The sequence below is a fragment of the Pectobacterium sp. PL64 genome (assembly GCF_022477975.1).
GTDB lineage: Bacteria > Pseudomonadota > Gammaproteobacteria > Enterobacterales > Enterobacteriaceae > Pectobacterium > Pectobacterium jejuense.
The window spans coordinates 2,877,096-2,902,065 of the sequence record NZ_CP092070.1; the positions used below are offsets into that span (position 1 = coordinate 2,877,096).

The 24,970-nt window shown below is 41.2% G+C and carries 23 protein-coding genes and 1 tRNA gene; 11 read left to right on the forward strand and 13 right to left on the reverse strand.

Annotation, left to right across the window (positions count from 1 at the left end):
* The first annotated feature begins 91 nt into the window (after nt 1-91).
* Nucleotides 92-988, forward strand: coding sequence for a LysR family transcriptional regulator (locus tag HP572_RS12945; protein WP_240583409.1), 897 nt, complete (start codon nt 92-94; stop codon nt 986-988).
* A 72-nt stretch (nt 989-1,060) separates the two neighbouring features.
* On the opposite strand, the gene mqo is transcribed toward HP572_RS12945, so the two are convergent.
* The 3 genes from mqo to HP572_RS12960 all read right to left on the reverse strand — a co-directional run bounded on the left by mqo (nt 1,061) and on the right by HP572_RS12960 (nt 4,190).
* On the reverse strand, nt 1,061-2,644 hold the full coding sequence (gene mqo / locus HP572_RS12950) for a malate dehydrogenase (quinone) (protein ID WP_240583410.1): 1,584 nt from the start codon (nt 2,642-2,644) through the stop codon (nt 1,061-1,063).
* Between the two features lie 362 nt (nt 2,645-3,006).
* Nucleotides 3,007-3,768 carry a phospholipid-binding lipoprotein MlaA gene (mlaA, locus tag HP572_RS12955; protein ID WP_010298591.1) on the reverse strand — a complete coding sequence of 254 codons (762 nt, stop codon included), beginning with the start codon at nt 3,766-3,768 and terminating at the stop codon, nt 3,007-3,009.
* Nucleotides 3,769-3,950: 182 nt separating this feature from the next.
* Nucleotides 3,951-4,190, reverse strand: coding sequence for a hypothetical protein (locus tag HP572_RS12960; protein WP_240583411.1), 240 nt, complete (start codon nt 4,188-4,190; stop codon nt 3,951-3,953).
* Here HP572_RS12960 and HP572_RS12965 point away from each other — a divergent pair.
* The 3 genes from HP572_RS12965 (at nt 4,185) to HP572_RS12975 (ending at nt 6,706) form a co-directional block, all read left to right on the forward strand.
* On the forward strand, nt 4,185-5,123 hold the full coding sequence (locus HP572_RS12965; RefSeq protein ID WP_240583412.1) for a formate/nitrite transporter family protein: 939 nt from the start codon (nt 4,185-4,187) through the stop codon (nt 5,121-5,123). The two genes, HP572_RS12960 and HP572_RS12965, sit on opposite strands and share 6 nt — an antisense overlap.
* Nucleotides 5,124-5,199: 76 nt before the next feature.
* Nucleotides 5,200-5,274 (forward strand) — tRNA-Arg (locus HP572_RS12970).
* Nucleotides 5,275-5,452: 178 nt separating this feature from the next.
* Nucleotides 5,453-6,706 (forward strand): integrase arm-type DNA-binding domain-containing protein, encoded by a 1,254-nt coding sequence (locus HP572_RS12975; protein WP_240583413.1) that lies wholly within the window; start codon nt 5,453-5,455, stop codon nt 6,704-6,706.
* A gap of 114 nt (nt 6,707-6,820) precedes the next feature.
* Here HP572_RS12975 and HP572_RS12980 read toward each other — a convergent pair whose 3' ends face one another.
* Entirely contained in the window at nt 6,821-7,942 is a 1,122-nt protein-coding gene (locus HP572_RS12980; RefSeq protein ID WP_240583414.1) for a PD-(D/E)XK nuclease family protein, read from the reverse strand.
* 361 nt (nt 7,943-8,303) lie between these two features.
* Here HP572_RS12980 and HP572_RS12985 point away from each other — a divergent pair, with 361 nt between their 5' ends.
* Nucleotides 8,304-8,945 carry a hypothetical protein gene (locus HP572_RS12985; protein ID WP_240583415.1) on the forward strand — a complete coding sequence of 214 codons (642 nt, stop codon included), beginning with the start codon at nt 8,304-8,306 and terminating at the stop codon, nt 8,943-8,945.
* Between the two features lie 590 nt (nt 8,946-9,535).
* The gene (locus HP572_RS12990; protein ID WP_240583416.1) at nt 9,536-10,411 is read left to right on the forward strand and encodes a hypothetical protein; all 876 of its coding nucleotides are present in this window, start codon (nt 9,536-9,538) and stop codon (nt 10,409-10,411) included.
* A 288-nt stretch (nt 10,412-10,699) separates the two neighbouring features.
* Here the strand turns inward: HP572_RS12990 and HP572_RS12995 are convergent, their stop codons facing one another.
* Both HP572_RS12995 and HP572_RS13000 read right to left on the reverse strand, forming a co-directional pair.
* The gene (locus HP572_RS12995) at nt 10,700-11,818 is read right to left on the reverse strand and encodes a PIN domain-containing protein (protein WP_240583417.1); all 1,119 of its coding nucleotides are present in this window, start codon (nt 11,816-11,818) and stop codon (nt 10,700-10,702) included.
* 317 nt (nt 11,819-12,135) lie between these two features.
* Nucleotides 12,136-12,621, reverse strand: a complete 486-nt coding sequence (locus HP572_RS13000; protein ID WP_014699424.1) for an Hcp family type VI secretion system effector — start codon at nt 12,619-12,621, stop codon at nt 12,136-12,138.
* Nucleotides 12,622-13,232: 611 nt separating this feature from the next.
* Between HP572_RS13000 and HP572_RS13005 the strand changes: the two genes are divergently transcribed.
* The gene (locus tag HP572_RS13005; protein WP_240583418.1) at nt 13,233-13,397 is read left to right on the forward strand and encodes a hypothetical protein; all 165 of its coding nucleotides are present in this window, start codon (nt 13,233-13,235) and stop codon (nt 13,395-13,397) included.
* An 803-nt stretch (nt 13,398-14,200) separates the two neighbouring features.
* Here HP572_RS13005 and HP572_RS13010 read toward each other — a convergent pair.
* Together HP572_RS13010 and HP572_RS13015 are read right to left on the reverse strand one after the other, a co-directional pair.
* A complete protein-coding gene (locus tag HP572_RS13010) occupies nt 14,201-15,049 on the reverse strand; it encodes a hypothetical protein (protein ID WP_240583419.1) in 849 nt (282 codons plus the stop codon).
* 434 nt (nt 15,050-15,483) lie between these two features.
* A complete protein-coding gene (locus HP572_RS13015; protein ID WP_174871291.1) occupies nt 15,484-15,678 on the reverse strand; it encodes a toxin-antitoxin system HicB family antitoxin in 195 nt (64 codons plus the stop codon).
* Between the two features lie 240 nt (nt 15,679-15,918).
* Between HP572_RS13015 and HP572_RS13020 the strand changes: the two genes are divergently transcribed.
* Complete coding sequence (locus HP572_RS13020; protein ID WP_240583420.1) at nt 15,919-16,098, forward strand: hypothetical protein; 180 nt, start codon at nt 15,919-15,921, stop codon at nt 16,096-16,098.
* A 99-nt stretch (nt 16,099-16,197) separates the two neighbouring features.
* Here the strand turns inward: HP572_RS13020 and HP572_RS13025 are convergent, their stop codons facing one another.
* Genes HP572_RS13025 through hxsD form a run of 5 tightly spaced genes read right to left on the reverse strand, consistent with a single transcriptional unit; the run spans nt 16,198 to nt 21,263 of the window.
* On the reverse strand, nt 16,198-17,817 hold the full coding sequence (locus HP572_RS13025) for a DUF6119 family protein (protein ID WP_240583421.1): 1,620 nt from the start codon (nt 17,815-17,817) through the stop codon (nt 16,198-16,200).
* A gap of 21 nt (nt 17,818-17,838) precedes the next feature.
* Nucleotides 17,839-18,495, reverse strand: coding sequence for a His-Xaa-Ser repeat protein HxsA (gene hxsA, locus HP572_RS13030; RefSeq protein WP_240583422.1), 657 nt, complete (start codon nt 18,493-18,495; stop codon nt 17,839-17,841).
* Nucleotides 18,492-19,604 (reverse strand): His-Xaa-Ser system radical SAM maturase HxsC, encoded by a 1,113-nt coding sequence (gene hxsC, locus HP572_RS13035; RefSeq protein WP_240583423.1) that lies wholly within the window; start codon nt 19,602-19,604, stop codon nt 18,492-18,494. The genes hxsA and hxsC overlap by 4 nt, the downstream gene beginning before the upstream one ends.
* Complete coding sequence (hxsB, locus tag HP572_RS13040; RefSeq protein ID WP_240583424.1) at nt 19,597-20,991, reverse strand: His-Xaa-Ser system radical SAM maturase HxsB; 1,395 nt, start codon at nt 20,989-20,991, stop codon at nt 19,597-19,599. The genes hxsC and hxsB overlap by 8 nt, the downstream gene beginning before the upstream one ends.
* A complete protein-coding gene (hxsD, locus tag HP572_RS13045; RefSeq protein WP_240583425.1) occupies nt 20,988-21,263 on the reverse strand; it encodes a His-Xaa-Ser system protein HxsD in 276 nt (91 codons plus the stop codon). The genes hxsB and hxsD overlap by 4 nt, the downstream gene beginning before the upstream one ends.
* 1,223 nt (nt 21,264-22,486) lie before the next feature.
* Between hxsD and HP572_RS13050 the strand changes: the two genes are divergently transcribed.
* The 3 genes from HP572_RS13050 (at nt 22,487) to HP572_RS13060 (ending at nt 24,712) form a co-directional block, all read left to right on the forward strand.
* Entirely contained in the window at nt 22,487-22,669 is a 183-nt protein-coding gene (locus HP572_RS13050; RefSeq protein ID WP_240583426.1) for a hypothetical protein, read from the forward strand.
* A 257-nt stretch (nt 22,670-22,926) separates the two neighbouring features.
* The gene (locus tag HP572_RS13055; RefSeq protein WP_240583427.1) at nt 22,927-23,304 is read left to right on the forward strand and encodes a hypothetical protein; all 378 of its coding nucleotides are present in this window, start codon (nt 22,927-22,929) and stop codon (nt 23,302-23,304) included.
* Complete coding sequence (locus tag HP572_RS13060) at nt 23,273-24,712, forward strand: relaxase/mobilization nuclease domain-containing protein (RefSeq protein WP_240583428.1); 1,440 nt, start codon at nt 23,273-23,275, stop codon at nt 24,710-24,712. The genes HP572_RS13055 and HP572_RS13060 overlap by 32 nt, the downstream gene beginning before the upstream one ends.
* The last annotated feature ends 258 nt before the right edge of the window (nt 24,713-24,970 follow it).

Consider the following 24,970-nt stretch of genomic DNA (forward strand, 5'->3'; position numbering starts at 1 on the left):
GCGCTAATCATATGTGTATGCATAAATGATGATAAGCTCCCCATTTCGCATATGATTTATTCCATTACTGCATTAATTGAGGCATCTCCACGTGGATCGTTTTCTGCTCATGACCTGTTTTAAACGGACTGTCGAAACAGGCAGTTTTTCTGCGGCAGCACGCGACCTGAATATGGGGCAACCTAACGTAAGTCGATACGTTGCTGCCTTAGAAGAACATCTGGGCGTCAGACTACTTCAGCGGACAACACGCCAACTTGTGCTGACGCCCGAGGGCGAGCGGTACTATGCAGATGTCAGCCGAATTCTCGATGCGGTTGCAGAATCGGAGTCATCCTTGAGCGATGAGACGGAGCCCACTGGACTCCTGCGAGTGGCCTGCCCAACCGCAATGGCTCATGCCTTTCTTATGCCACAAATACCCGCTTTTCTTGCCCGCTACCCCGGGTTGTCGCTGGATTTGCAACTGAGCGATCGTTTCGTCGATCTGGTGGAAGAAGGTGCCGAGTTAGCTATCCGAATCGGCCATCCTTCCGACAGTGCACTACGTGCGCGCCGGATTGGCCTTTTCACACGCGTGTATGTAGCCTCGGTAGACTATCTGAGTCGTCGTGGCATACCGCAAACACCAGAAGATTTGCGCGATCATGACTGCATTCTGTACTCGCTGTTAAACACGGGTAATACATGGCATTTTCGCGATACCGAGATCAACGTTTCGGGGCGATTCCGAGTCAACTCCCCCCAAGCCGTACAGGAAGCTGTTATCGCCAGCCTTGGTATCGCCAGCGGCCCCAAATGGTTATACGAGGATGGATTACAGAGCGGCAGGCTGTGTCAGGTACTTTGCGACTACGAAGCACCGCCAGTGCCAATTCAGTTTCTTTATGTCGCCAATCGCCTGCTACCGAAGCGAGCCATTGTATTCATGGACTTCATTGCAGAAGCGTTTTCCAGGATTCCTGGACTCAACACTGACGATCGCTAGTTCGCATTGGGCTTGAAGGCACAAAAAAGGCCGCTTGCGCGGCCTTATATCATGACTTCCAGCTAACCCCGATTACTCAGGCTTAACCTCAATATAGTCCAGGCCCAGCGTGCTGCTGGTGTAGCTGCGGATTTTATTGGTCATTTCAATATTACCGTCCAGCTTCTGACCATAAGATGGAACGATCTCTTTCAGCTTGCCCTGCCATTCTGGCGTAGCGACTTTATCTTTAAACACTTTTTCCAGCAGGCTCAGCATAATCGGCGCGGCAGTAGACGCGCCCGGAGAGGCACCCAGCAGCGCGGCAATCGAACCATCCTGCGAACTGACAATCTCCGTACCCAGCTTCAGCACGCCGCCTTTGTCATCATCTTTCTTGATAACCTGAACGCGCTGACCAGCAATCGCCAGTCTCCAGTCTTCTTTCTTCGCGTTCGGGAAGTATTCCTGCAGCGCGGCGAAACGATCGTCGTCATCCATCATGACCTGACCCACCAGATACTTCACCAGATCGAAGTTATCCAGACCGACGTGCGTCATCGGCATCACGTTAGAGAACGTCACAGAACCGATCAGATCCCACAGCGAACCGTTTTTCAGGAATTTGCTGGAGAACGTAGCAAACGGACCGAACAGCAGGACGGGCTTACCGTCAAAAATACGGGTATCCAGGTGAGGAACGGACATCGGTGGCGCACCAACGGAGGCTTTACCGTAAACTTTCGCCATGTGGCGCTTCACGATTTCCGGGTTTTCTGTCACCAGGAATTCGCCACCAACCGGGAAGCCACCGTACAGATCGGCCTCAGGAATACCGGATTTCTGCAGCAGCGGCAGTGCCGCCCCACCCGCACCGATAAAGACAAACTTCGCCTTAATCACGCTTTCTTTCTCGCCGTTCTTCAGATCGGCGTAAGTCACGCTCCAGGTGTTATCTGCATTACGCTTGATATCACGCACTTCTGAATTCAGGTGCAGCGCGAAGTTGGGCTTGGTTTTCATCGCGCCAACCAGCTGACGCGTAATTTCACCATAGTTCACGTCGGTACCGATAGGCATACGAGTCGCCGCAATCTTCTGAGCCGGATCGCGACCTTCCATCACCAACGGCGCCCACTCTTTGATCGTATTAGGATCGTCAGAGAACTCCATGCCACGGTACAGCGTGCTGTGCTGCATCGCGTCATAACGATGTTTCAGGAAGGCGGTGTTCTCGTCACCCCAGACAAAGCTGATGTGCGGCACGCTGTTAATGAAGGAGTGCGGATTGTTCAGCACGCCGTTTTTCACCTGATAGGACCAAAACTGGCGGGAGACTTCAAACGCTTCGGTAATTTCCAACGCTTTGCTGATGTTGATTGGGCCGTTAGGATTATCCGGCGTGTAGTTGAGCTCCATGAAAGCAGAGTGACCCGTACCAGCATTATTCCAGCCGTTCGAGCTCTCTTCCGCTACGTTATCCATCCGCTCAACCATGTCGATAGACCAGTCTGGTTGCAGCTCCTGTAAATACACGCCCAGCGTAGAGCTCATAATGCCCCCGCCGATCAGTACCACATCCGTTGTCTTCTCTGTCGTTTTAGCATCTTCAGCCATCACCAGTGGGGCGTTAACCACCACGCTGAGGCAGAAGAACATGGCAAGTAGTTTTTTCATGCTTATATCTCTATTTTTATAAGTGCAGGTAAATAGAACTCCGGGCATTCATTAACAGACGACCACGCCATCATCCGTAAAAAGCATCATTCTTATGACCTTTTTGTTAATCACCTTGCTAACAAAAAAATCAGCGTGCAGACACATTTCAACCATGATGGGCATCGGTAGCGGTTAACGACGTAGCATTATTGTTATCTGACGGTAGGAAATAAATTTTAGTAAGTAAATAAATGGACAACAAAGCAATAACTTTTAAGAAACAAACCACAGAATCATCATGGTAAAAGTAAGTTTAGCAGTGTTTTATAAAAGCAAAAGGCACCCGCAGGTGCCTGTGAAATGAACGAGACTTCGCAACACTATTTCGCTGAGTCAATCTCGTCGAGCGAGTCTTCAATCGCTGCCGCATTCGGGTTCTTCTGCGGGGTAAGTTGCCCATCACTGGCAAGGAAATCATGCCGCTGGAAGTAGGCTTCACGCACCATCAGGTATGGATCGGAAGAGTTACGCAGCAGCCCGTCGGAATCCAACAGCTGTGCGCGCGTTTCTATCCCTTCGATAGCCCATTTACCCGCGGACATCCAGAACGTCAGATAGCTCAGCATCGGATACAGCGTATCCACTACACCACCGCCGTCTTCACGAGGTGTTACGCTACCGTAGCCAGGAACGACCAGATAAGGCCCGTAGCCCACGTCATAATGACCCAATGTGCTACCAAAGCGGCGAGACTCTTCTTTCGCCAGTTTCGGATTCGCCATCGAGGCCACGTCAATCAGGCCGCCCATCCCGAGCAAGGTATTCAGGAAAAAGCGGTTAAAGTGAATCATCGCTTTATACGGCTTGCCTTCAACGAAGTAGTTCACCATCGTTGCAGGTTCTTCCAGGTTGCTGAAGAAGTTCCCCAGTCCGTTACGCGCCGGCGTCGGCACATAATCGCGCCAGGCCACAGCCGCAGGACGCACCAGATAAGGATCCAGAACGTCATAGTTAAAGCTGAACATGGTACGGTTAAAGCCTTCAAGCGGATCAGAACGTCCTTCTTGAGCTCGATCCCCGGAACTGGCGCAGCCGATCAATAACACGCTGGCAAACACCACCCCACTCAGGCGGTAATTCATATCTGTTCTCCCTGATTTATAGTGTGCTATACCCGCGACCGAAAATAGGTATTCCCAGTATCAGCCCCAGCCTATCAGGCTGAGCGACAAGGACGGGATATCGGCCAACAGTGTAACATTTTATCGCTCCATCGCTACGTTGGCTTACGCATTACTGCATTTTCAGAGGTTTGCCATTTTTCTTATGGGGATAACACGCCACATCGTTGCGACACGCGCTCCAGCGTGGGCGACAGTACGGTATTCCCTAGTTTCCCCTCACAGCATAGCACCGCCAGCCTAAACCAGTGAGTCACGCCGTGCCATCCCATGTTGTAAAAACTGACTACGCTTATCATCGGGGCTATCGGTGATTGCCCCTCAACGTCAGTACCGTTAGCCAGACAACAACCGGCCCACTCGTCGAGAGAATCACTATGCATCCACCTTCAGAATCCAGACAAATCCGGCAAGAGAAAGAAAAGGATGTAGCGGTAGAGAGTGAGGAAAGCACGCAGGGAAAAACGATCGATATAGACGAGGATCACTTGCCTTCCCCCGCCGCTGCGATCCATGAAGAGATTCGTCAGGAAGGGCAAAAGGAGCTGGAACGCGATGCAATGGCCTTACTGTGGTCGGCGATTGCGGCAGGGATCTCCATGGGAACCTCATTCATGGCGGTCGGTATGCTCCACAACCATCTGGTTGGCGTGCCCGGCGGCTTTCTGCTGGAGTGTTTTGGTTACACCATCGGCTTTGTGATTGTCATCATGGCACGCCAGCAGCTGTTCACCGAAAACACGGTCACGGCCGTACTTCCCATCATGCATAAGCCCACGCGCAGCAATTTCTACCTGCTCGGTCGACTATGGTTCGTCGTGCTGGCTGGCAACCTGATCGGCACAGCCTTGGCCGCCCTCGCCTTTACCTACATGCCCGTTTTTGATGGCGAAACGCGGGTGGCTTTGGTCGACATCGCCATGAAGGTCATGAAGCACTCACCCACGGAGATGTTCGCCAATGCCGTTGTCTCTGGCTGGATCATTGCCACTATGGTCTGGATGCTGCCTCGCGCTTACTCCGCCAAGCTGTGGATTATCATCATCATGACCTGGATGATTGCTTTCAGTAACCTCACCCACATCGTGGCCGGTGCCTCAGAGATTTTCTATCTGGTGTTCATTGGCCACATCCCCTGGCAGGACTTCATTTGGCCGTTTGCTCTGCCCACGCTGGCGGGGAATATCATCGGCGGCACCTTTATTTTCGCACTCATCAGCCATGCGCAAATCCGCAACGACATGAGTCGTTCATCGCACGGGAAACGTCAAAAGGCGCAAGGGAATGAGGGAAAAGAACATCGGCAGAAACGCTGATTGCCGACACTTTGAGCAAACGCGCCGTTAAGTGCTTATTCTCAGAGCAAAAATGCGTATAATAGCCGGGCTTCATGTCCCCGTAGTTAAACGGATATAACAAGCCCCTCCTAAGGGCTAGTTACTGGTTCGATTCCAGTCGGGGACACCATCACATCTCCTACGAACGCTCATTAAATTCTATTTTACCCTTATAATTCATTAAATTAATACAATTCCCCGTCTACTAAAATATACTCAGTTTTACCTACATTCTCACTATGTTGTTGGTATCAATGTTGGTATGGTAAGTTCGATAATACAGATACCATCACTGTAGGAGACTTACTATGGCACTCACTGAGGCAAAGGTTAGAAATGCAAAACCTGCTGAGAAATCCGTCAAACTGACTGATGCAAATGGTATGCACCTTCTGGTCCAATCTAACGGCTCTAAATACTGGCGTTTGCAATACCGTTTTGCAGGTAAGCAAAAAATGTTGGCATTAGGTGTTTATCCTGCGGTTTCTTTAGCAGAAGCCCGTCGCAGAAGAGATGAAGCCAGACAACAGATTGCCAATAACATCGATCCAGGTGAAAAGAGAAAAGCGGAAAAGGTTGAAGAGAAAGGTTTACTCACCTTTGAAACCGTTGCCAGAAGCTGGCATGCCAGCAATAAAACCTGGTCTGAGGGGCATCGGACACTGATTCTCAATAGCCTGACAACGCACGTATTCCCAATTATCGGGCAAAAAAATATCGCAACGCTTAAAACCCGCGATCTGTTGATCCCCGCTAAAAATGCAGAAAAAACCGGACATCTGGAACTGGCTTCTCGCTTGCAACAGCGCATCACGGCAATCATGCGCTATGCGGTTCATAATGATCTTATCGACGTTAATCCGGCTTACGATCTGGCAGGAGCCATCGCTACGGCTAAAAGTGTCCACCGCCCCGCTCTCCCCCTTGAACACATAACCGAACTAATGACACGTATCGAGGCATACAAAGGAAAAGGGATCACCCAATTAGCCGTTCAGTTATGTCTTCTGACATTTATCCGCTCCAGTGAACTGCGGTTTGCGCGTTGGTCAGAGTTCGACCTCAAAAATGCGTTATGGACAATCCCTGCGAAGCGAGATCCACTAAAAAACGTTAAATTTTCCAATCGTGGATCGAAAATGAATACACCGCATTTGGTGCCATTGAGCAAGCAGGCTATTACTATCCTCAAAGAACTCCATGCTATCAGTGGTGAGCACAAACTTGTTTTTATTGGTTTTAGTCACGCAGATAAACCCATAAGTGAAAACACCATTAACAAAGCCTTACGGATCATGGGATATGACACGAAAACCGAAGTTTGTGGGCATGGTTTCCGCACAATGGCATGTAGTGCGCTGATTGAATCAGGATTATGGTCCAGAGATGCAGTTGAACGCCAAATGAGTCATCAGGAACGCAACTCAGTGCGAGCCGCTTATATCCACAAAGCTGAACATCTCGATGAACGTAAACTGATGCTGCAATGGTGGGCTGATTTTCTGGATACGAACCGCAATGGAGTAGTTAGCCCGTTTGAGTTTGCCAACAGGAAGCAATAACCACTGCCCTTTTAGCCCCTTCATGGTCGTTGGGGCTTTTCGGGCAACCCGTTTCAAATCAGATGGGCTACATTTTGTAGGAAAGTAGCCCATATCGTGCAAAAAATACCGCACTTACAGAACAGGTTTTATTTTTTCATTCACCCACACAGTCATATCATGCAGCAGTGTCATTGCCCCCTCCTTATCTTTCGATGGTCCCCAGAAACTGAGTGTTAGATAATTTCCATTATTTGTAATTGTTATTTCAGAATCTTCGCTACTAGCAGTTGGTATAAAATCACCTTTTTTTGAATTATTTCTTACTTCATTTTTAAGTGATTCTATATCATCATATTGGCTCCTACTAATTATTGCATTAACGTAAAATTCAATACCGCCATCATTCTTTTGAGGATGATATACCAAGGTCATGTATGACTCTCCCCATTCACTTGGCATAAAATGTAATGCTTTATAATCTTCTTTCCAATTATTAACACTCTTTGTGATACGGCTGTCAGGCAATATTTTTGAGAGAACATCATGCCCTTCGAGATAGACAGCATTCTCAAATGAGTCTAATAAGTTCTTAGCTTTTATTAGCTTATCAAAGTTATCCGTAACAAAGGAAATTTGCTCATCATTTAGTAAATTACTCATTTCTCCCTCACTCAAGGTTGATAGATGGGACAGGAATTCTTTATAAAAAAACATCCATTTATTTGATGATTCATCAACGATATCTTTATCTAAACAAGAAAATGCCACATTAACTAACTCAGTATACGTAATCATTTTCCAATTATTATTTACCGACGAGCTATTAGACAAAGGTTTAATAATGCATTTATAGACACACTGATTATTGTCAACATATTCGTTAAGTTGTTTTTCATACGCATCGAAAGGATTATTAATCAACGATTTAACTTTATTTTCAATGCCTACAATAAATTCATCATGACTTACTACTATATCAATTCTTTCACCATTTTCACAGCAAACCTCTCTTGCAATCCTGAGTGAAGATAAATCTATATTGTCAGTAACCTCGTTAAGAATTTTCAATAATGCAAGTAACAACCAAGGCTTAACTTCTTCATCCCCTCCCATAAACAATGCCATTAGATCCGATGTTGGATTTTCTAAATAACCACATCCGCCTACATCAAAGAAGTTGGTCTCAGGTTTTTCTTGGCTTACTATTTTGCCAAGTTGTTCCAGGAAATCATCTGGAAAAACATTTCCGTTCATAATCCCTCATATAATAATTTAATCATAAAAATGGTTTCTGTAACTCAATCACTTTCTACGCCGGTTACTGACCAGTGAATTCTTTGAGTCAGTGACATAGATGATACCGTCTTTCGGTAAAGATTCATTGAGTTATTCACGACCTAAAGGTTATCTATATATGAAAATCAACACATCCCCCTCTGATAACCGCTCTTTACATTGTTTTTTGAGACATTAGCATATCTTCAACCATGATGAACCAAATAGCAGTTATCCTCACCAATAAATAGCAGGCTATTAATATAATAAGAATGTATTCCTCTCATTCACCGATTACACTACAATCTAATTAATCATGTAATTCATGGATGGAATGACAATGACTGAAGCAGATCTGGATGAACTGGCTGATGAAATAGTTCTTCTGTTTACAGCCGGTGAGTATTACAGAGGTATAGGGTCAGGGGTGGGTGAAGTCAGCAAAAACTTTGGCTATCTCGCCTACTCATTCCTTGATACGGATACCAGGTATACACGGTCACGAGAAATGGAAAGAATGATCCGTGCGATACACAGAGGGATTCTTTCACGCGATAAGGTCTATGAAACGGTAAAGAGGATCTTTGATAGCTTCAACAAACACACATCTGAGTCGCAGAAACGGAACATTTACCACGGCGCTGCGGGTGCGATGACCGGAAGTGTCATTGTATCTCAGGTAGTATTGCAGTTAGCAACCCGCATTGGAAATCTGGCGAGTATACCTTCTGTTTTTTCATATTACATATTGTTAGGTGGCGGAATGGCAGAGAGATCAATATATCGCTCAAGAAGCCTAAGCACTGAGAATCCAGAGGTATATTACGCACTAAGAAAAGACGATCTTGATTTTTTATTCTTTTTAATCGAACCAATGGTCGAACCGATCATGGAATCACTAAAAGTGAAAAGAATATATGGCGATCATATGTTTAATGCATTGATTGATAAAGTAGGAGAAAAGATTAAATCTCATGCTTAAAGTCATCAAGAAAGTTTTATTATTTTTATCCTACCAGTTAGGTTTTTTACTGCTGACACTTTGTTTTTTCTGGATTTGCTATATTGTCTTCGTTGGGTATGCACCATGGAGCGAGAAGGTTTATCATCTGGTTATTGCAATCATCCTGATGCTTATCTTTGGGAAGTTTTGTGACTGGTATAATCGGCGAAGATAATCACATTTACACAGACTTGATCTAAATAGCTTTACATAGTAGCGCCCACTTGCTGGAGTGCGGTCACATTAGCACTAACCCCACTAGATAGAGATGAAGCATCAATGTGAGAAATTATTTATCTGTGTTTCGTGTCAGCGCACAATTTCCCTGATAGTCGGCAACGAGAAGCGGACATACATCGGTAGCTAAATCATATACCTACATTCTCTTTTGAGCAGTGAGTAGATAAAAGCACCATTGCATATTTCCTCACCCAACATTCTGTATGAACGAGATAATTTCTTTAAAATAGCCCTCCTACAGCATATGGAGGCGAGCATAAAACTTTTGATAAGCTAAATTATGGTATTCCACTACAGTTGACAAAAGATGAGAAGGAATCGACAAGATTATGTGGACACTTGATTATCTACGCAGGTTGGATAAAAAATATGCTGAGGAAGGCGTTCACGTTCATCAACGACCGCTAAAAGCCGCAATGGATATACTCGGAACAGGTTTCAATCTTGGCCCTTTCAGTAATCCTGAGGTTAAACGGATTATAGATGCTTACACTGCCATGATGCCTGAAGTCGAAACAAGTTGGCCTGGAGCAGGAATAGGTCTGATTGCATCTATGGATCAAGTTAGAAAAACAACCTTCCCTATCTTATTCGGAGAGAACAACTTGCAAGTCTGGGAAATAGCAGGGTTTTCAAGTAACGGAGAATGGTGGGAGTGGTGTAGAAAAGAGCAAGCAATCGCCACAGAAGTATCTTTTGCTATTGCTGATATTCATGATTTTACTATGGGCCTGAATAAAATAGAAGACGGTGCCTTAGAAGCATTAACACTCTGGAAAATGTCCCGCTCCAATCTCGAAGATATAGCAAATACACTACCCAATAGTTTTAGTCATGATTCAGTTATCCAGCCTATCTGCATGGTAGCTGAGCTCTCTTTTAAAGCCGCTTTAGTTTTGAGCGGAGTCGATTTACACACCTTGAAAGGTAAGAATGGTCATAATCTGATTTATTTGGCACAAGCAGTGATGGGTCAAAAGCCCCATCGTGACGATAGACGAATTAAAGCCGTGATTGATAACCTTCCCCCTTATGTAGCTAGCCGCTATAAGCCAGCGGGGCTTAAGCGCCTTCAGGTCGTTCGATTAGCACTCGGAGTTCAGTTCATTGCAGCATCTACTTTACGTAGAATAACCACTTCAGACTTAGCTATACAAATGGAGTCGGAGGGATATCTAGGCTCACGTCCAGATTTCACTATTTGACGCAAATAACCAGTAAAGATTCTGCACCACACGTCCTTCGGTTCGCCGCCAACCAATTAGATTAACGGATCGTGAAAAGCATCTATCTTGACCCAAGCGCAGAGACGGCGACCATACTGTAAGTATCCCACTTGGAAAACGGAAAATATCCTACGTTAAGCTTTCATGACGGACAGCTTTCGAGAAGCGGACATTTACCTCCCAACGAAAGTAGGAAATTCTCTAAAAGAGATTTGCCCAGTAGAGCGAGAAACTTACAGCAGTCCTGATATAAAATAAATATTTTAATTAAAGTTTCATTCTCAAACCCAAGCTATCAATGTTTATTTTTTCAATATTACTGTTTACTAAATCAATAATACCACTGCCATAGAAATAGACTCTGGGGTAAGAGTAAAACCTTGTGACTTTTTGACCAATTTCAACATTCATAAACTCGCTAATTATAACATCTTTGTTTTGATGATAAATCCCTGTATCAATATAAAATTCAAAACTACATATTCTAAAATTATAGGAGTACTCAAATGCATATTTATTATCAGGTAATTTATATCCTGAATACATCGAAGGGTCTTCTGTTCCTTCTATGACATCAAAGTCAAAGTCCTTACACATCCTAATAATTGCCCCATTAAAACCATATGATTCATATAGAGATGCGCAGTCATCTAAACTTAAATTTTCCATATAGATATCAGTGAAAATCTCAAATTCATCTTCAATAGCGTCTATATATCTCTCTTCTATTTCCTCTATATTTCCATGTGAAAAACTATGTAAGTCTTGATCTACATGCTCAGTTATAAACTCATTTAATGAGTTATAGAGTAAAAATTCATTATGTAAACCAAGATTTTCTATATCTTTTTTTAAATCAGTATGGAAATCTTTTTCTTTTTTTCCTGGAGACATAAAATCATGTGAGTTATTTGTAATAAAAACAATCTTGTCTTCAATTTTACTCTTATGTAAATATTGAGTCAGGCCATTCCAGATTAATGCATCTCTATAACCTTTCTCATTATCTCTAAATGGCCGCTTGGAAAAAATTGCTTTATCTAATAACATATCATTATCAATGTATGATGATGATATGATGTGTGTATGGGGGAAAATTTTTAACAATTCATTTTGAAAGTTGAATTTTTTAATTTCATCATTTAAGTCATCGATTAGAAACTCACTCTCTGACAGTTTCTTTACTCGCCCTTTTAGTTGAACTATTTCTTTTTGTAACTTATCAAGTTCCTCATTGTATTTTTTTTGAGTTTCCTTAAATACAACGAAAGGTATAACCAGTTGATTCCCTTTTGTATTTTCAATAAAATTAGACAAAACTTGAAACATAGCACTAGACATCTTCCAATTATTATAAAATATGTTCGTATCAATTAATATTAACATTTTATCCTTCCATTATCCTTGATAACCTACTGAACCCTAAATAACATCACAGCATTGCTTTTGATGTTTATAAAAATAAGCAGAAATTTTTCTGTTTTGCTTCTTAAATGAAGGACTAATTAGCCATTTTGTCAAAAACTCATCGTAAAACAACGTAATAAAATCTGCATGGCTGACCTACGCCCAGTTGTTTAACACGCAATAGTTTCAGACAAGGTCTGCTTCTGACACAAAGTTGTTCATCAGGTTATGGCATAGCCCTTAGCGACAAAAAAACCGAGTTATACCGATAAATGCATGGTCTCCCCTGCACTTGTTCAGTTCATGAACTTCGTCATTTCCCACAATGCATAACCAGACGTCCCGGCTTTGTGATGCGTCCATGTCACATCTTTATACCTGATAGAGATATGCTCCAATATCAGGCCAGCACCATCATCAATGATGTTGGGCATGACGAGATTGATATCAGATATGAGTCCATCATTGATCTGGATGGAGAAAAATTTCTCTTGCTTGGCATGTTGCGTGGTGCGGTAAAAATCGAGCAGCACTTTGACCTTCTCTTGCTCGTTCAATGCCATTGCCAGTAACGGCGTTGACTTATCGATAGGTTTTACCAGAGTGATTGGGTTATGGACGGCATGGCCGTCATTGCTCATCATATGGTTAAAAGCCAGGATCATGATTTCATCGGTATGCCCTGCCTGATATCGGTTACCAATAGATTCTAATGTGGAGCAACCCTCAGAAATCAATCCCTGTGATTTACCTTCGATAGTCATGTATGCATAATTAGCCATATAAATTTCCTTTTCAATGGTTTTGCGCTTTGCATATTATCGTTAATGAACACTCAAGACCATTGATGCAATTATAATGATTAGGATGATATGAATATCAAAGAGCTCAGCGAATCGATTTGCTCATTCGTAAACTATGATGGACGCTCCCCGTTGACTGAGAACGAAATAACCCTATTATACGAGTTTAAGAAGCACCTTCTTGGCAGTGAAGTTGAGAATCATGATGTTTTTGTTGAAATGTATTTAAAGCACTACAGACATTAATCTCTGAATTAAATTCTAAAGCCCATATCAATTAGTTAATTTATCAACGCAATAAGGATATACACTATGTCAGGAAAAATCACGTTACCACATACATGCAAGAAATGTGGGGTCGTAGCTAGAACAGAACAAGAACTAGCGAACATTTTTGGTTATAGAACTAAAGATGGTGGCATTACTAACCAAAGCCAGTGTAAAAAATGTAGGTAAAAACCTAGCTAACAACGACATGACTTTCATGCGGGCTGGTAGGGATAAAAGTATAGTTTTTCTTTCACCGCCAAGTCCGCACCTCACTCAGCACAAACACATCAAGCATACTGAATAACTCAAAGATGGTAATTATGGATATTGAATTTTTTCTCAAAGAACGCACAAAATTTATCAATTACTTCTACGAAACGGCTACTGCACCATTCACGAAAACCATGAATGATATCGAAAATGAAGTGCATCCTTATATTCCAGCATACACTGAAGATAGTGAACCACCTTTTTTTATAGAATGATCAAACGATAAATATGGATTAGAAACCTGCGGACACCATGTATTATAAATGCTTTCATCATCTCTTCAATTGTATCTAAAAGCATGGGTGAGTCGCTTTGATAGATATTACGGCACAAAATTTGATGTGAATTTCAAAAAAAGGGTTGGTTCAATGGCTATTGTGAAATTTTTAATAAGGCCAAGTTGAACATGACCGAATGTTCAGCAAATCTAGAGATAATTGAACAAATCCTCTTGGTTAGAAATCGAGTTCAGCACCCTGAACATCTTATATCAATCAATATCTCACATTCGGAAAACGATTTAATTAAACACTCTAATCCGTATTTTTTTCAAGAATCTGAGATACCCTTAGCCTCTGACCAAGAAAATCAATCGTGGCTATTTCCACCTACAATATCCCCAACTAACGATAAAGTTATCGAAGCGATCAACAATGTTGAAATTCTTTGCTCTTGGCTAGAAACCCAATATTGGTTGGGTCAAAAGGCATGATACATAGCTTGATAGTTAATAAATGCGCACTCCTCCTCATGGCTGTCTAATGTTGCCATTAGTGTTCAGACTGTGTCCAAAAGGTTTTGGTCATAGAGATTACCAAAAACAGATCTGAAAATCGCACTCATACGTAGAACTCGGTTCCGCTGATTAATTAACTAGCCAAAAAACTTCGAATTTTGCGTAAATGTGCGAACTTCATTTTTTTAACTAAGGTTTATACAACTAGTGACAAGAGAAGACATTGCTAACATGTCGACATGTTAATTATTGGAGAAGAAATCACTCTCAATTTTGGAGAACCTAATTTTCAAGTTGCTTTTTTCGTAGTTGTATTGCCTTAAGTCTATCAATATATCTAGTAGAATTGCATTCTTTACAGGGTTTATTCTGCCCAATTTTAGTATAGTTATAGCATTCTGGGCATTCGTATATATCATGGTCATTGAAATCTATAAGTAGTGATGTTTTTTTGGGAACTCTACCAACCCCACTACATACCTTACAAAAACTAACCCCAAGATATTCCAGTGTTTCACAAATGGGACAATCAATATAAGAACCTTTATTTAATTTCTTTATCTTTCCATTTAAAAAATGATATGACTTAATCATTTGATTTATAGAATGTTCAAAAAAACCTTTAATAATCCTTACTAATTTCGCCATAACATTTTTGTCTTTTAGATCACCTTGGCTAAATCTGAGTATTGTTATAAATTGCTTTCCAAAAATATCTAAATCCCTTCTATAAGAACTGATGACTGATTCCATAGAAAAGTGCCCAGGATGCCCATCATATTCAATACCTAAACATGCTATTTGGTGTTCATCATCAGCAAATAACACAGCACATAAGTCAACTGAATATTTATTTTCTTTAGAGTTGATAACTTCATACTGAGGGAAAAATTTTATCTTATAATTTTTTCCAAAAACTGCATCAATTCTTTCAATACGTCCATTTATCTGATTTATTTCAATAGGTTCGAACTCTTTTATAATACTAGCGATAAATTTTATCTCCTCATAGGAAGTAGCTACAAATCTCTTTTGTATTGAAAAAACATATGAATTACTTTCATCGCTAAGTATTTTCTTCAATGAATTATAGCATCTCTTCTCCCCGTTACTTTGAAAATCACGTAGCATAAATCACCTCCCAAAAAGTTTATTAACCTATTGATCGAATATATAACCATAATCACCTTGAAAAGGTGATAACAAAATTCAAAATTTTATCAAACAATAATTAACTTTAAATCTCACCAGTAATTTTAATAGCAAATCCGTGGTTGATCTGAATATCGACCATACCATGAAGTTTTTTAAAACATGTTCACCAATAAGTATTTCATTAAACATGCAACTACCTCCATATTAGTAGATTAATACACTATTATTTTAGCCATTCTTTTATTTTTTTCCGGCCTCGTTTAAACACTTTGTTACAGGTAAATTTGCTTAACGTCCTGAAGCACTAGATATATTTTAGAAGCAAAATTTTTATTCTTTAAGTTCTACTAGACGTCATAAATTCACCAATAATAATTACTTATTTCATGACTACTCACTTTTTTCCGGTATTATCCCTTCGGCTCAATCCCCTGCTTACGAAGCTCTTTACGGGCAAGCTCTTTGAACCAGTTGCCGAGGCTGACACCTTCTTTTGCTACGACTTCATCTAGCTGTTCACGTAACTCAGGTGAGATCCGGATCTGAAAAGTAGGTGATTTCCCTGCTGATGAAGATTTCTTCGTATCACGTTTTATCGTTGACATGTACGTACCTTTTTAACTATGCTGAGTTTTATAGGTACGTACACTATCACAAACGCACCACATACTCATCACCAGTTTCGCCCCTGAAAGGTAGTGCAATACCAGACAGGGGCTAACCACAACGTTATAGGGCTAACGGCATGGCTATCAGCAAGTCTAGCAATTCCCTTATTGATAAGCACCTTAAACACGTTAAGCGTTATTTTAATCAGTTCGGGCAACAAGACACGGAGGTTCATCATGTTCGATAACACACCTCAAGAACAGGAAGAAATCATCGATCAGTGTAGGGCGTTGATCTACGCCGTGATCGAGACCAAACAGCCACAGGTGAAAGAAATTTTGACGTTCGTCTTGTGGGAAAGGCTGGACTGGCTGTATCAGGATTTTCATTCGACAGAAGTTGCACCAATCCAATGATGTAAATTTATCTCAATTCCCTCGGTTAAATGGATCTGGTATATATTTATATTTTTAGCCAGATCCGTTTCCATCAATAGAATCATAGTTGAAGATATTTCACGCATTATCTTCATTTGTATCTTTTACATGTCTTGAAAAATATATTCTTGGTGTTAACCCGTGATCAGTAACTGATTTTTTCCAGGATTGTAAAGCGAGTAAAAACTGAATTGAATTCTTTTCTGTGATCCTCTGAATGTCCTCTTCAAAAACGAACCAAAGTGCAGCGTATTTCAATTCCCTGTCGAATCCTACGGTTTTACGAATTATTAACTCCAAGGAGTCTTTAGATTGCTCAATATTATAAATAAGCTCTTTATCTTTTGAGGAAATTTTAACTGATGTTATTTCCTCATCTTTATACAAATCTGCTATTTCAAGTTTATACCTTCTTTTACCCGACTCAATCGAGTTTATCTGTGCTAACTCTCTATCTAACAGATCAAAACCGTTATCCCTTGCTTGTTTATCATTAAAGTAATGCTCTCTATAAGTCAGTTTATTATCGATATCTTCCCCCTTTGCTATTTTATCTTCTTTTATGGCACGCCAACTTTGATAATCACTTTCATGTAATGGCTCACGGATTATGAACTCTATACCATTAAGAGAATCACCTAGATAGCGGAGAAATGGCTGATTAAAACAACACCAATCGCCATTACTCAAAAAGAAGTTAAGATCATCTTTTTGAATATGAATATCTAATAACTCTTTAAGAGGCTTAACAAATCTACTTCCTTTATCTTCTATTGAGAATGAAATATAAATACTATCTAATGATGTGATTTCATCGTGATTATTTACATAGTTTGATATATTTTCAATAGTTAATTCATTACCAAGATTTTGTTTATCAAAATACTTCCTACCATTTTTCATTGATATTTCATAATTATACTCAGTAAAACTAAAACAAAAATTAACACCATAAACCTGAAATTCATCCATTCTAAGCGAAGCATCATTTTGTTTTAATGAGTTAAATAGTGTTTGATCTAAACTTTCAATAGTCGACTCATCAGAAACTATCTCTCTTTTAGGTAAGCGTATGCTTTCATCGTTACCCATTGCATATAATATTTTGTTAAAAACCTCAGCTAACCCATCTGGTTTCTTTTCAATATCCATTTGTATAGAATCAGCAAATATTATATTTTTTGCTCCCCAAACCTCTTGATCTGTGGCTTTCAGTTTTAAATGGTCTACAGATTCACCAGGTTCATAGCTATCTTTTATAAATTCTTTATATGAAGATATATCCTGTTTTTTAGAGCCAGAAAAATATGTACTTTTTTTAAGAAGAATAGTTTCTTCACTTGCAATCCGCACTGCTAATTCGATACCAAAATCTCTATCGATAAATTTATTCACATAAAAATGAGATTTTCCCAATGTAATAGCGAATCCATGTTTCTCCTCTCCATTTTTAATACAAATCAGCAATCCATAATAAAACGTATTTTTAGGCTCTGCGACATCGTCTTTAAAGAAATTTTTGTATGTATCCCACCACCATATAGGATTTCCATTCAAATCCTCTGAAAAATAGAACTCCATTTTATAGCCATCTACTTGCTTTTCTTTCTGCTTTACCAGTCCAACAGATGTTGCCTTATCTAGCAACGGTTGTAACTTAGAGAGATTGAATCTATATATGTTATATGTGTTAGCCATAAATAACCTTCTCTAAAATAATTACCGTGCAAGCACATTTAATGAATTCAGCAACTGGGTATCTAACGTTTCAGTGGCTGGTAAAGGAAGACCTTTATTAATTCGATATGTTCTTATAGCAGATCGGGTTCCTGGTCCCATAACGCCATCAATGATGCCCTCGTAATAGCCTTTATCAAACAAGGCAAATTGCACACGCATGATAAGCCTGCGTCTCTTTTCCTGATCGGAAGATACACCATTCATGGAGGTATTGGTATTTTGGCTCGTTCCCGATCTTGAAGAGCTTACAGAATTTCCGGTTTCAGGACGAAGCGCTCTCGTTGAAGGTGAAGATGCCGCTGGCGAAGACGGTGATGACGTCACTCCTGAGCTGCTACTCCCGGAAGATGAACCACTGCTGCGGGGGTAGTATGGCGTAGCACTACCGCCATAATATCCACCACCTGATGAAGAACGGTGAGAGCTGTGCGAACTGTGGCTACGATGAGAGCTGTGGCTTCGGTGACCGGCAATATAAAAAGGCACTTCGGTATTGAGCGGTGCAAGCACAAGGTCGTGATCATTTAACGGAGAGTAGCCAAACTCTTCAATATTCATCGCTGCATCACTGGCCCATACAGAGTTATTGAGTGCTAAAAACCCAGGTAATAAAGCGGCTAACTTTAATCTTTTCATAGTATTGGTCTCGGCATTTGATGAAAACGGCCTTTTGATGAGGAGAAATAACCTGCGCAGGATGATTTTTTACTGCATGAATCACACGCTTCTGGATAGTAGTTTTTCCAGTCAGAAATAGATTGTGTTGAATAATCCCATAAAGACTCAGGCAGGTGACACAGTGGGTAATTAAATATCACCAATGGGATCCCCGCTCTGTTAGCTGTATCGGTAGCCAAAGACAGAGAGGTAGCATACGAATCGTGGCTGACAAAAATCTCATCCCAGTTTTTTCTTGCCCAGCCAATAGATTCCAGCCCCATAATGGAGATCTGGCTGATGTTAGAAAAAACCCTGCCAATATATTCCACAACGTCAGCAAGATCGTGATAGTTCGCCTTTGTTGGGATGATCCTTAATTCAATGTTGATACCTGAATTTCCAGCGTTAATTAAACCCTTAACGGTGTCCCTGAAAGCACCATCACTCCCCACAAGATGATCATGAATTTGTTGTCGTGAAGAATAAAGCGGGATCCCAAAGGTGATATTCATTCTTTTGCTTCGTTCCCTCACCTTTTCGGCAAAGCGTGCATCAGCAAACTGTCGGCCATTGGTTAATACATGCAGGGAGGTATCAGGAGCATTATCGATAACGAAATCAAGAAATGAGAGGAATTCTTCGCCATACAGCAGAGGCTCACCACCACTGACCCCGACAAGCCCATTAAAGTTAAATGCCGCAATCGCAAGGGCAGACTGTGTAAGAAGCCAGTCATCATTGGGAGTTTTCGGTGGCTGAGAACAAAACAGGCATCGGTTATTACATCTTTCCGTCACAAGGACAGTATTATGATTTGCTCTACGAGATAAAATCACTCTGAGCATATTGCCATTATTCACAACGCCAATATCGCCATCTTCTACGGACTCGTATAGCTGGTTACTGACGATAGAGCCGGCATAATAAGGTGCAACCGCACCATCATCAAAAGAAGGTTGGATCAGTAAATTTGGCAGAAAAAACTGTGGGTCAACGGGCTTGTTTTTGCACAGCCGATAGAAACCCATTTCAACCGTGTTTTCCGCTGTAAAACGGAAAATATCATTTCTCAGCACCTCAGACATAAGCCCACCTTTTCAGCATCGTTGCGGTAGGCCCATCCTGAGCAATGGCATTCATCAGGAACCGGAACATTCCCTTATGATATTGGCAGAATATGGAGCGACTTCTGTCGCCTACCGGCTCTCCCTGAACACTAATATTCTGGCAAGGGTCAGCGCCGCAAAATGGCTGGTAAGCACAGGTATCACAACCCGGTAGAGCAAAATTGAACGATGAACTCAGGACTGACTGATAGTAAGGGCTTTGAGAAAAAGACAATCCTGAAACAGCCCCGGCACTAAAATCAGCATCTGCATTCACTTTCTGAAGCATTCTGCTTTCGTCGCTGCCATAAACACGGCCATCATAGTTAAAGAGAATACAGTTCAATACGACGCCGCTGGGAGATTTCAGATCGGCATAGCCACTAAAACCAGGATTAAAAATCCGTTTTAAATGTATCGCGGCTGAGTGTTCAACAACGGCAGTGCCTTTCTGGTTGTGCCACAGGATCTCTTCAATCAACGTGGCGTAGAAGTCGAAATATTCCTGCATAGAGAAAGTAAAACTTTCTTTATGGGCAAATCCGTAGGGGCTAACAGGTCTGACAAAGATATCAGTCAAACCTAATCCCAGATGGGCATCAATGATTGAACCCGGATGTTGGATCAGTGCCTTGGTAACGGTCGTGACTGTCGCCACGCGACCAGCACCAAGCTGCTCCCGAACCGCAAGCATCCCCGCAACGGCTTTTGAATAGGATTTACCTTCGGCAAGGAGACGATTTTTATTATGGATATCCTCACCACCGTCCAGAGAAACGGAGAATGTGATATTGCGATCTTTAACCCAGTCCATCATGGACGGTTCAAGCAGTGAGAGCGTCGTGGCAATCACCATTTCAAAGCATTGCTGACCCAGCGTTCTCTCACACTCAGCATATATTGTCTGGATCAGATCAAAACGGAGTAAAGGCTCCCCGCCCTGCACTTCTATTTTATAGGGAGGAGAAGACAGTTTTTTAATGGTCTGAACAATGTCAGGGATGAGAAGCGGATCAAGATCGTAACCTTCAGCACCGATTGCCGCCCGGCTGACCTGACAATACTTGCAGGTATGATCGCACCGCAATGTTGGCACAATCATGAAAATCGGTCTGACAGCCAGATCGCTCATCAGCCGTTTAGCAAATCCTGAACTGAGTGAAGCAGAAGCCAGGTCTTCGGACGCATCGTCGGCAATGAACAGCTTACTTTCCAGAATGTCACTAGACCGGAACTCCGGCGACCATTTGTTGCAGGAAAGGCTTTCTAATTCATCGTTAGAGATGAAGTGATGGAAGCCAGCCAGATTGCTGATGAAGACTCTGCCATCATTCAACCTGTCAAAGTTAAATGGCATTGGCTTCATTCGGTCAGCCTCGAATCAATGCTTCTCAGCACCGTGGAGATGATTGAAGCCCTGATATGTCCGGTATGGCTTTGATGAGCTTCGCGGAGCTTGTAATCATTCAGGAGGCGTTCAAATTCAAACTTGATTGTGTCGTCAAAGGACTCAAAAGAGACGATCCAATCGTTATCATCTGCCCCCAGTTGCCATCTTGTGTAAGCAGACATCCAATACAAACTATTTCTCACCACCCATTCAGAATGGTTTGTTTTTTCTATAGTTTTTATAAACATTGCTGTCCTGTCTAATTAATAACAATTAAAAAAATTACAGACGTAACATATTTTTATGCTAATGATTTTTAAAATACTGCTTATACGATATAGCTCTACTATTGAAAAAGATCCACCAGAGAGCTAAAAATAATTAATCCAATAGTTTTATCCAAAAAAATGATAGCAAGATAATAATATCAACTTGGTTTATTTTTATTTAACTCGTATTCCATTGATGAACACGTTAAAGATAGGGAATAGGTCATTGATCAGTGCAGAGCGATGTTCTACGCCGAGATCGAGACCAGATAGCCTCAGCGAAAAGATAGCTTTGCGTTAATTTTTTTGGAAAAACTAGTGTGATTTTCACCACCGAAGTGCTTTTCTCCTACAAGAGTAGACCTATTATTTGATAGTTATTTCAGATTAGAGTAAAAGATATTTATTTTTTCTGTATCATCAAAATTTAGCACGCTTACTAAATTTAAACATGGGAAAGAGATGTGATTGAATGTAATTCGGCTATATCAGATACTTGAAAAATTCAAACGATTACACCTTTGAATATGTTCAATTTAGAATGAAGTATAAAAAATTCAATTCTCGCATAAAAACCCGAAAAACTTTTAAATATAAAATCACAAGGAGCTAACATGAGTCAACATAAAATAAAAATAGACCAAAGATTTGAAGTTAGTGATAAAAGAGCCCTTCTATTGGAAAAAACAATTAATGAATTAAGTGAAAAAAAATAGATATAACCTTGATAATTTGTTTCTATTCCAATATGGGAGGAAGCGTTGATACAGCTAAAAAAATCACAACTCTAATTGAGTATTCAAATGAAAATTACGACAATCTAAGCTTTGAATTAAGATTTGGTAGCTATGCTGTAAGCGGTGCGGCATATATATATTCCTACTTTACACACTACAAAAGGCTTTCCAGAGTAAAAATACGAGTAACCTCGCCTCTTTGTTATGTTTTTCATAAACCCAGAATGCTTCATAATAATAATGTTATATTTTCAAATCAACAGAATGAAGTTAAAAAACTCAATATTAAAGACAGGAATTTTTTAATGTTAATTACTAACGAATTTGATAGTGTATTTAATTCAATGGTCATATATCTTGCAAATGCAAACCTTATACTTGATCAACACTTAATTTCATCCCATAATAACAATGGCGATGTTTGTATTGTACTCCCCAAGGGAGTTCATTAAGAGGAGGCATAGAATGTATATAACACTGCAAACGCTAAAAAAAGCCAAGCAAGAACAAGCTAAAGCCATGAAAAATGAAGAAAAATCAGCTTCAGCACTGAAAATTGCATCTGATGAACGTGAAAAATTACAGCAGGCTCTAAAAGAGTTCGAAGAAATGCAATCCCGTAGAACTAAAAAAGTCATTATAATATAAATTTTTTTACAAAAAAGCTTATCGATTGCACCTAAAAATCAAATTAATTCATACTTCATTTTCTTTTAACAAGGGCTAACTCTACGAAGCGCTACGCTGCTTCTTCGAGTTCTCCCTTGTTTTTTCGCCCTTTGGTTGAAAAAAATAAAAGCAAAACCAACACCATGCAGATTGACATTGTTAGCTTCTGTCATATAAGTAAGTCTAAGCATAAGGAATATGCTTTTATTTAAGAGATTATATGAAAAGGAGTTCATATGAGCACTGGTAATACTTTTAATAATATCCTTCGCTGCCATTGCGTCAGTGTTAGGCTTAATAATGAAGAGTTGTCGCTTCTGAATGAAAGGCGTGGCAGTCATCGCAAAGGTGAATGGTTGCGTATGGCATTTCTGCATAACCTTCCCCCCGTTATTCCCCCGATTAATCTCGAAGCATGGAAAACCCTTGGTGAGGTTTCACAGAAACTGAACAGGCTGGTCGCCCATCTGGACAACAAGGGTAATGACAGTTCGCTCTCACAAACAGAACTCTTTGCCGTGAAGCGTCAGATCTCAGAGCTTCGCCAGCACTTAATTACTGATAATTTGTGGAGCAAACCCGTTGAAGGGAATGCAGAAGATCAGACGAGGTAAAAACTTCGCTGGTGTCGTTCTCTACGCATTAAGATCAGGCTCTCATCATCAATGCACACCTTATGTCATTGGTGGGAACATGATCGGAGATATAGCCGGTGATCTGATCGCTGAATTTAATACCACAAAAACGCTTCGCCCGGATGTGGTCAAACCCGTATGGCATAATTCGCTTCGCTTACCGAAAAACGAAGCGCTGACAGATGCTCAGTGGTCAGAGATTGCTGATGATTACATGGCACGTATGGGCTTCTCTGAAACGCATCTGAGATGCTATGTGTTACATGATGATATTGATGGCCAACACATCCACATTATTGCCAGTCGTATCGATCTCGTTAATGGAAAACTTTACTTAGGTAAAAATGAAAACCTCATCAGCACCCGCATCATCCAGCAGCTTGAACGCGACTATTCACTGACAAGAACCAAAGGATCGGAATTGGTAGTATCACCATCCCCAGCTTCGCCCTTCCCTCCCTCGCTATCCAGAAAATCCCCGACACAAAAGCCTATGGGCGCAATACCGAAACCTAAAAGGCTGTCACGTAACGAAGCGATGATGGAGAAGTATAAAGGAGAGCCATCCACCAAATCGGTCATCCAGGAAGCCTTGGAAGAATTACTTGTCGCTAAACCATCCACCATTGAGTTTGTGACACAGCTTGTGGCACGAAACATAACGGTAGTCCCGAATATCGCTTCCACCGGAAAAATGAACGGCTTTTCATTCGAATACGGCGGGATTGCTTTCAAAGCTTCGCAGCTAGGTAAAGGCTATTCCTGGTCTGTCTTGCAGCACAGACTCGATTACCAGCCAGAGCGTGACAATGATTTCCTGTTTGAACTGAAAATGCCCTCAGTGAGTGAAGCATCTGTTAGCGAAGCGCCCGTTAGTGCCATAGCAACGGATACTCCTAAAATCATCAAAGAAGACGTTAGCAGTCCCATCGAAGCGTTTATCTTGGATAAAGGCGCTGGTCAGGGCGAATACGCTATCACTTATCCCAAAGCGCTTCGCCCTGATGCTGATGCTGATGCTGATGCCAAAGAAGCGTATGCAATCGAAGCAGTAAAAGAAGCTGGTGCCGGTGGTAAAGAAGCGCATGTAACCGAAGCGGTAAAAGAAGTTGATGCCGGTAGTAAAGAAACACATGCAACCGAAGCGGTAAAAGAAACTCACCGCAGAAAACCGATATCTACTGTGCTAACAGGCTTCAGATGGTTAGAAACCATCCCCTACCTCAACATCATCATTGGCATGTTAAAAAAACTGAAAATCCCGACACTCAAACGTCCAGGTAAACACAACACCATTACTGGCGTGAAGATGATAGAAATTACGACCACACCAAAAACCACCATTCAAACGCCCCAAAAATCACACCCATCATCATTCCAAATGTAGGTCTGGCAAGGCTTCTGCAAGTCCTTCTTCATACAAAAAAGACAAGATTAACGATCGGTATAAACGATCTATATTTTGTTTATGATAGCTTTTAACTATCACAAGTAAACCATCGATCGTTATAAGCGATTTGCTTTGTTTAATCACAACTGTTCAAAATGTAGCTTTGCGATATCTCATAAAAGACTGATTTAACTGCTCTATTTACTTATTCAGCTAACGAAAAGGTTTCAAAATGACAAACCTCATCTCATGCGT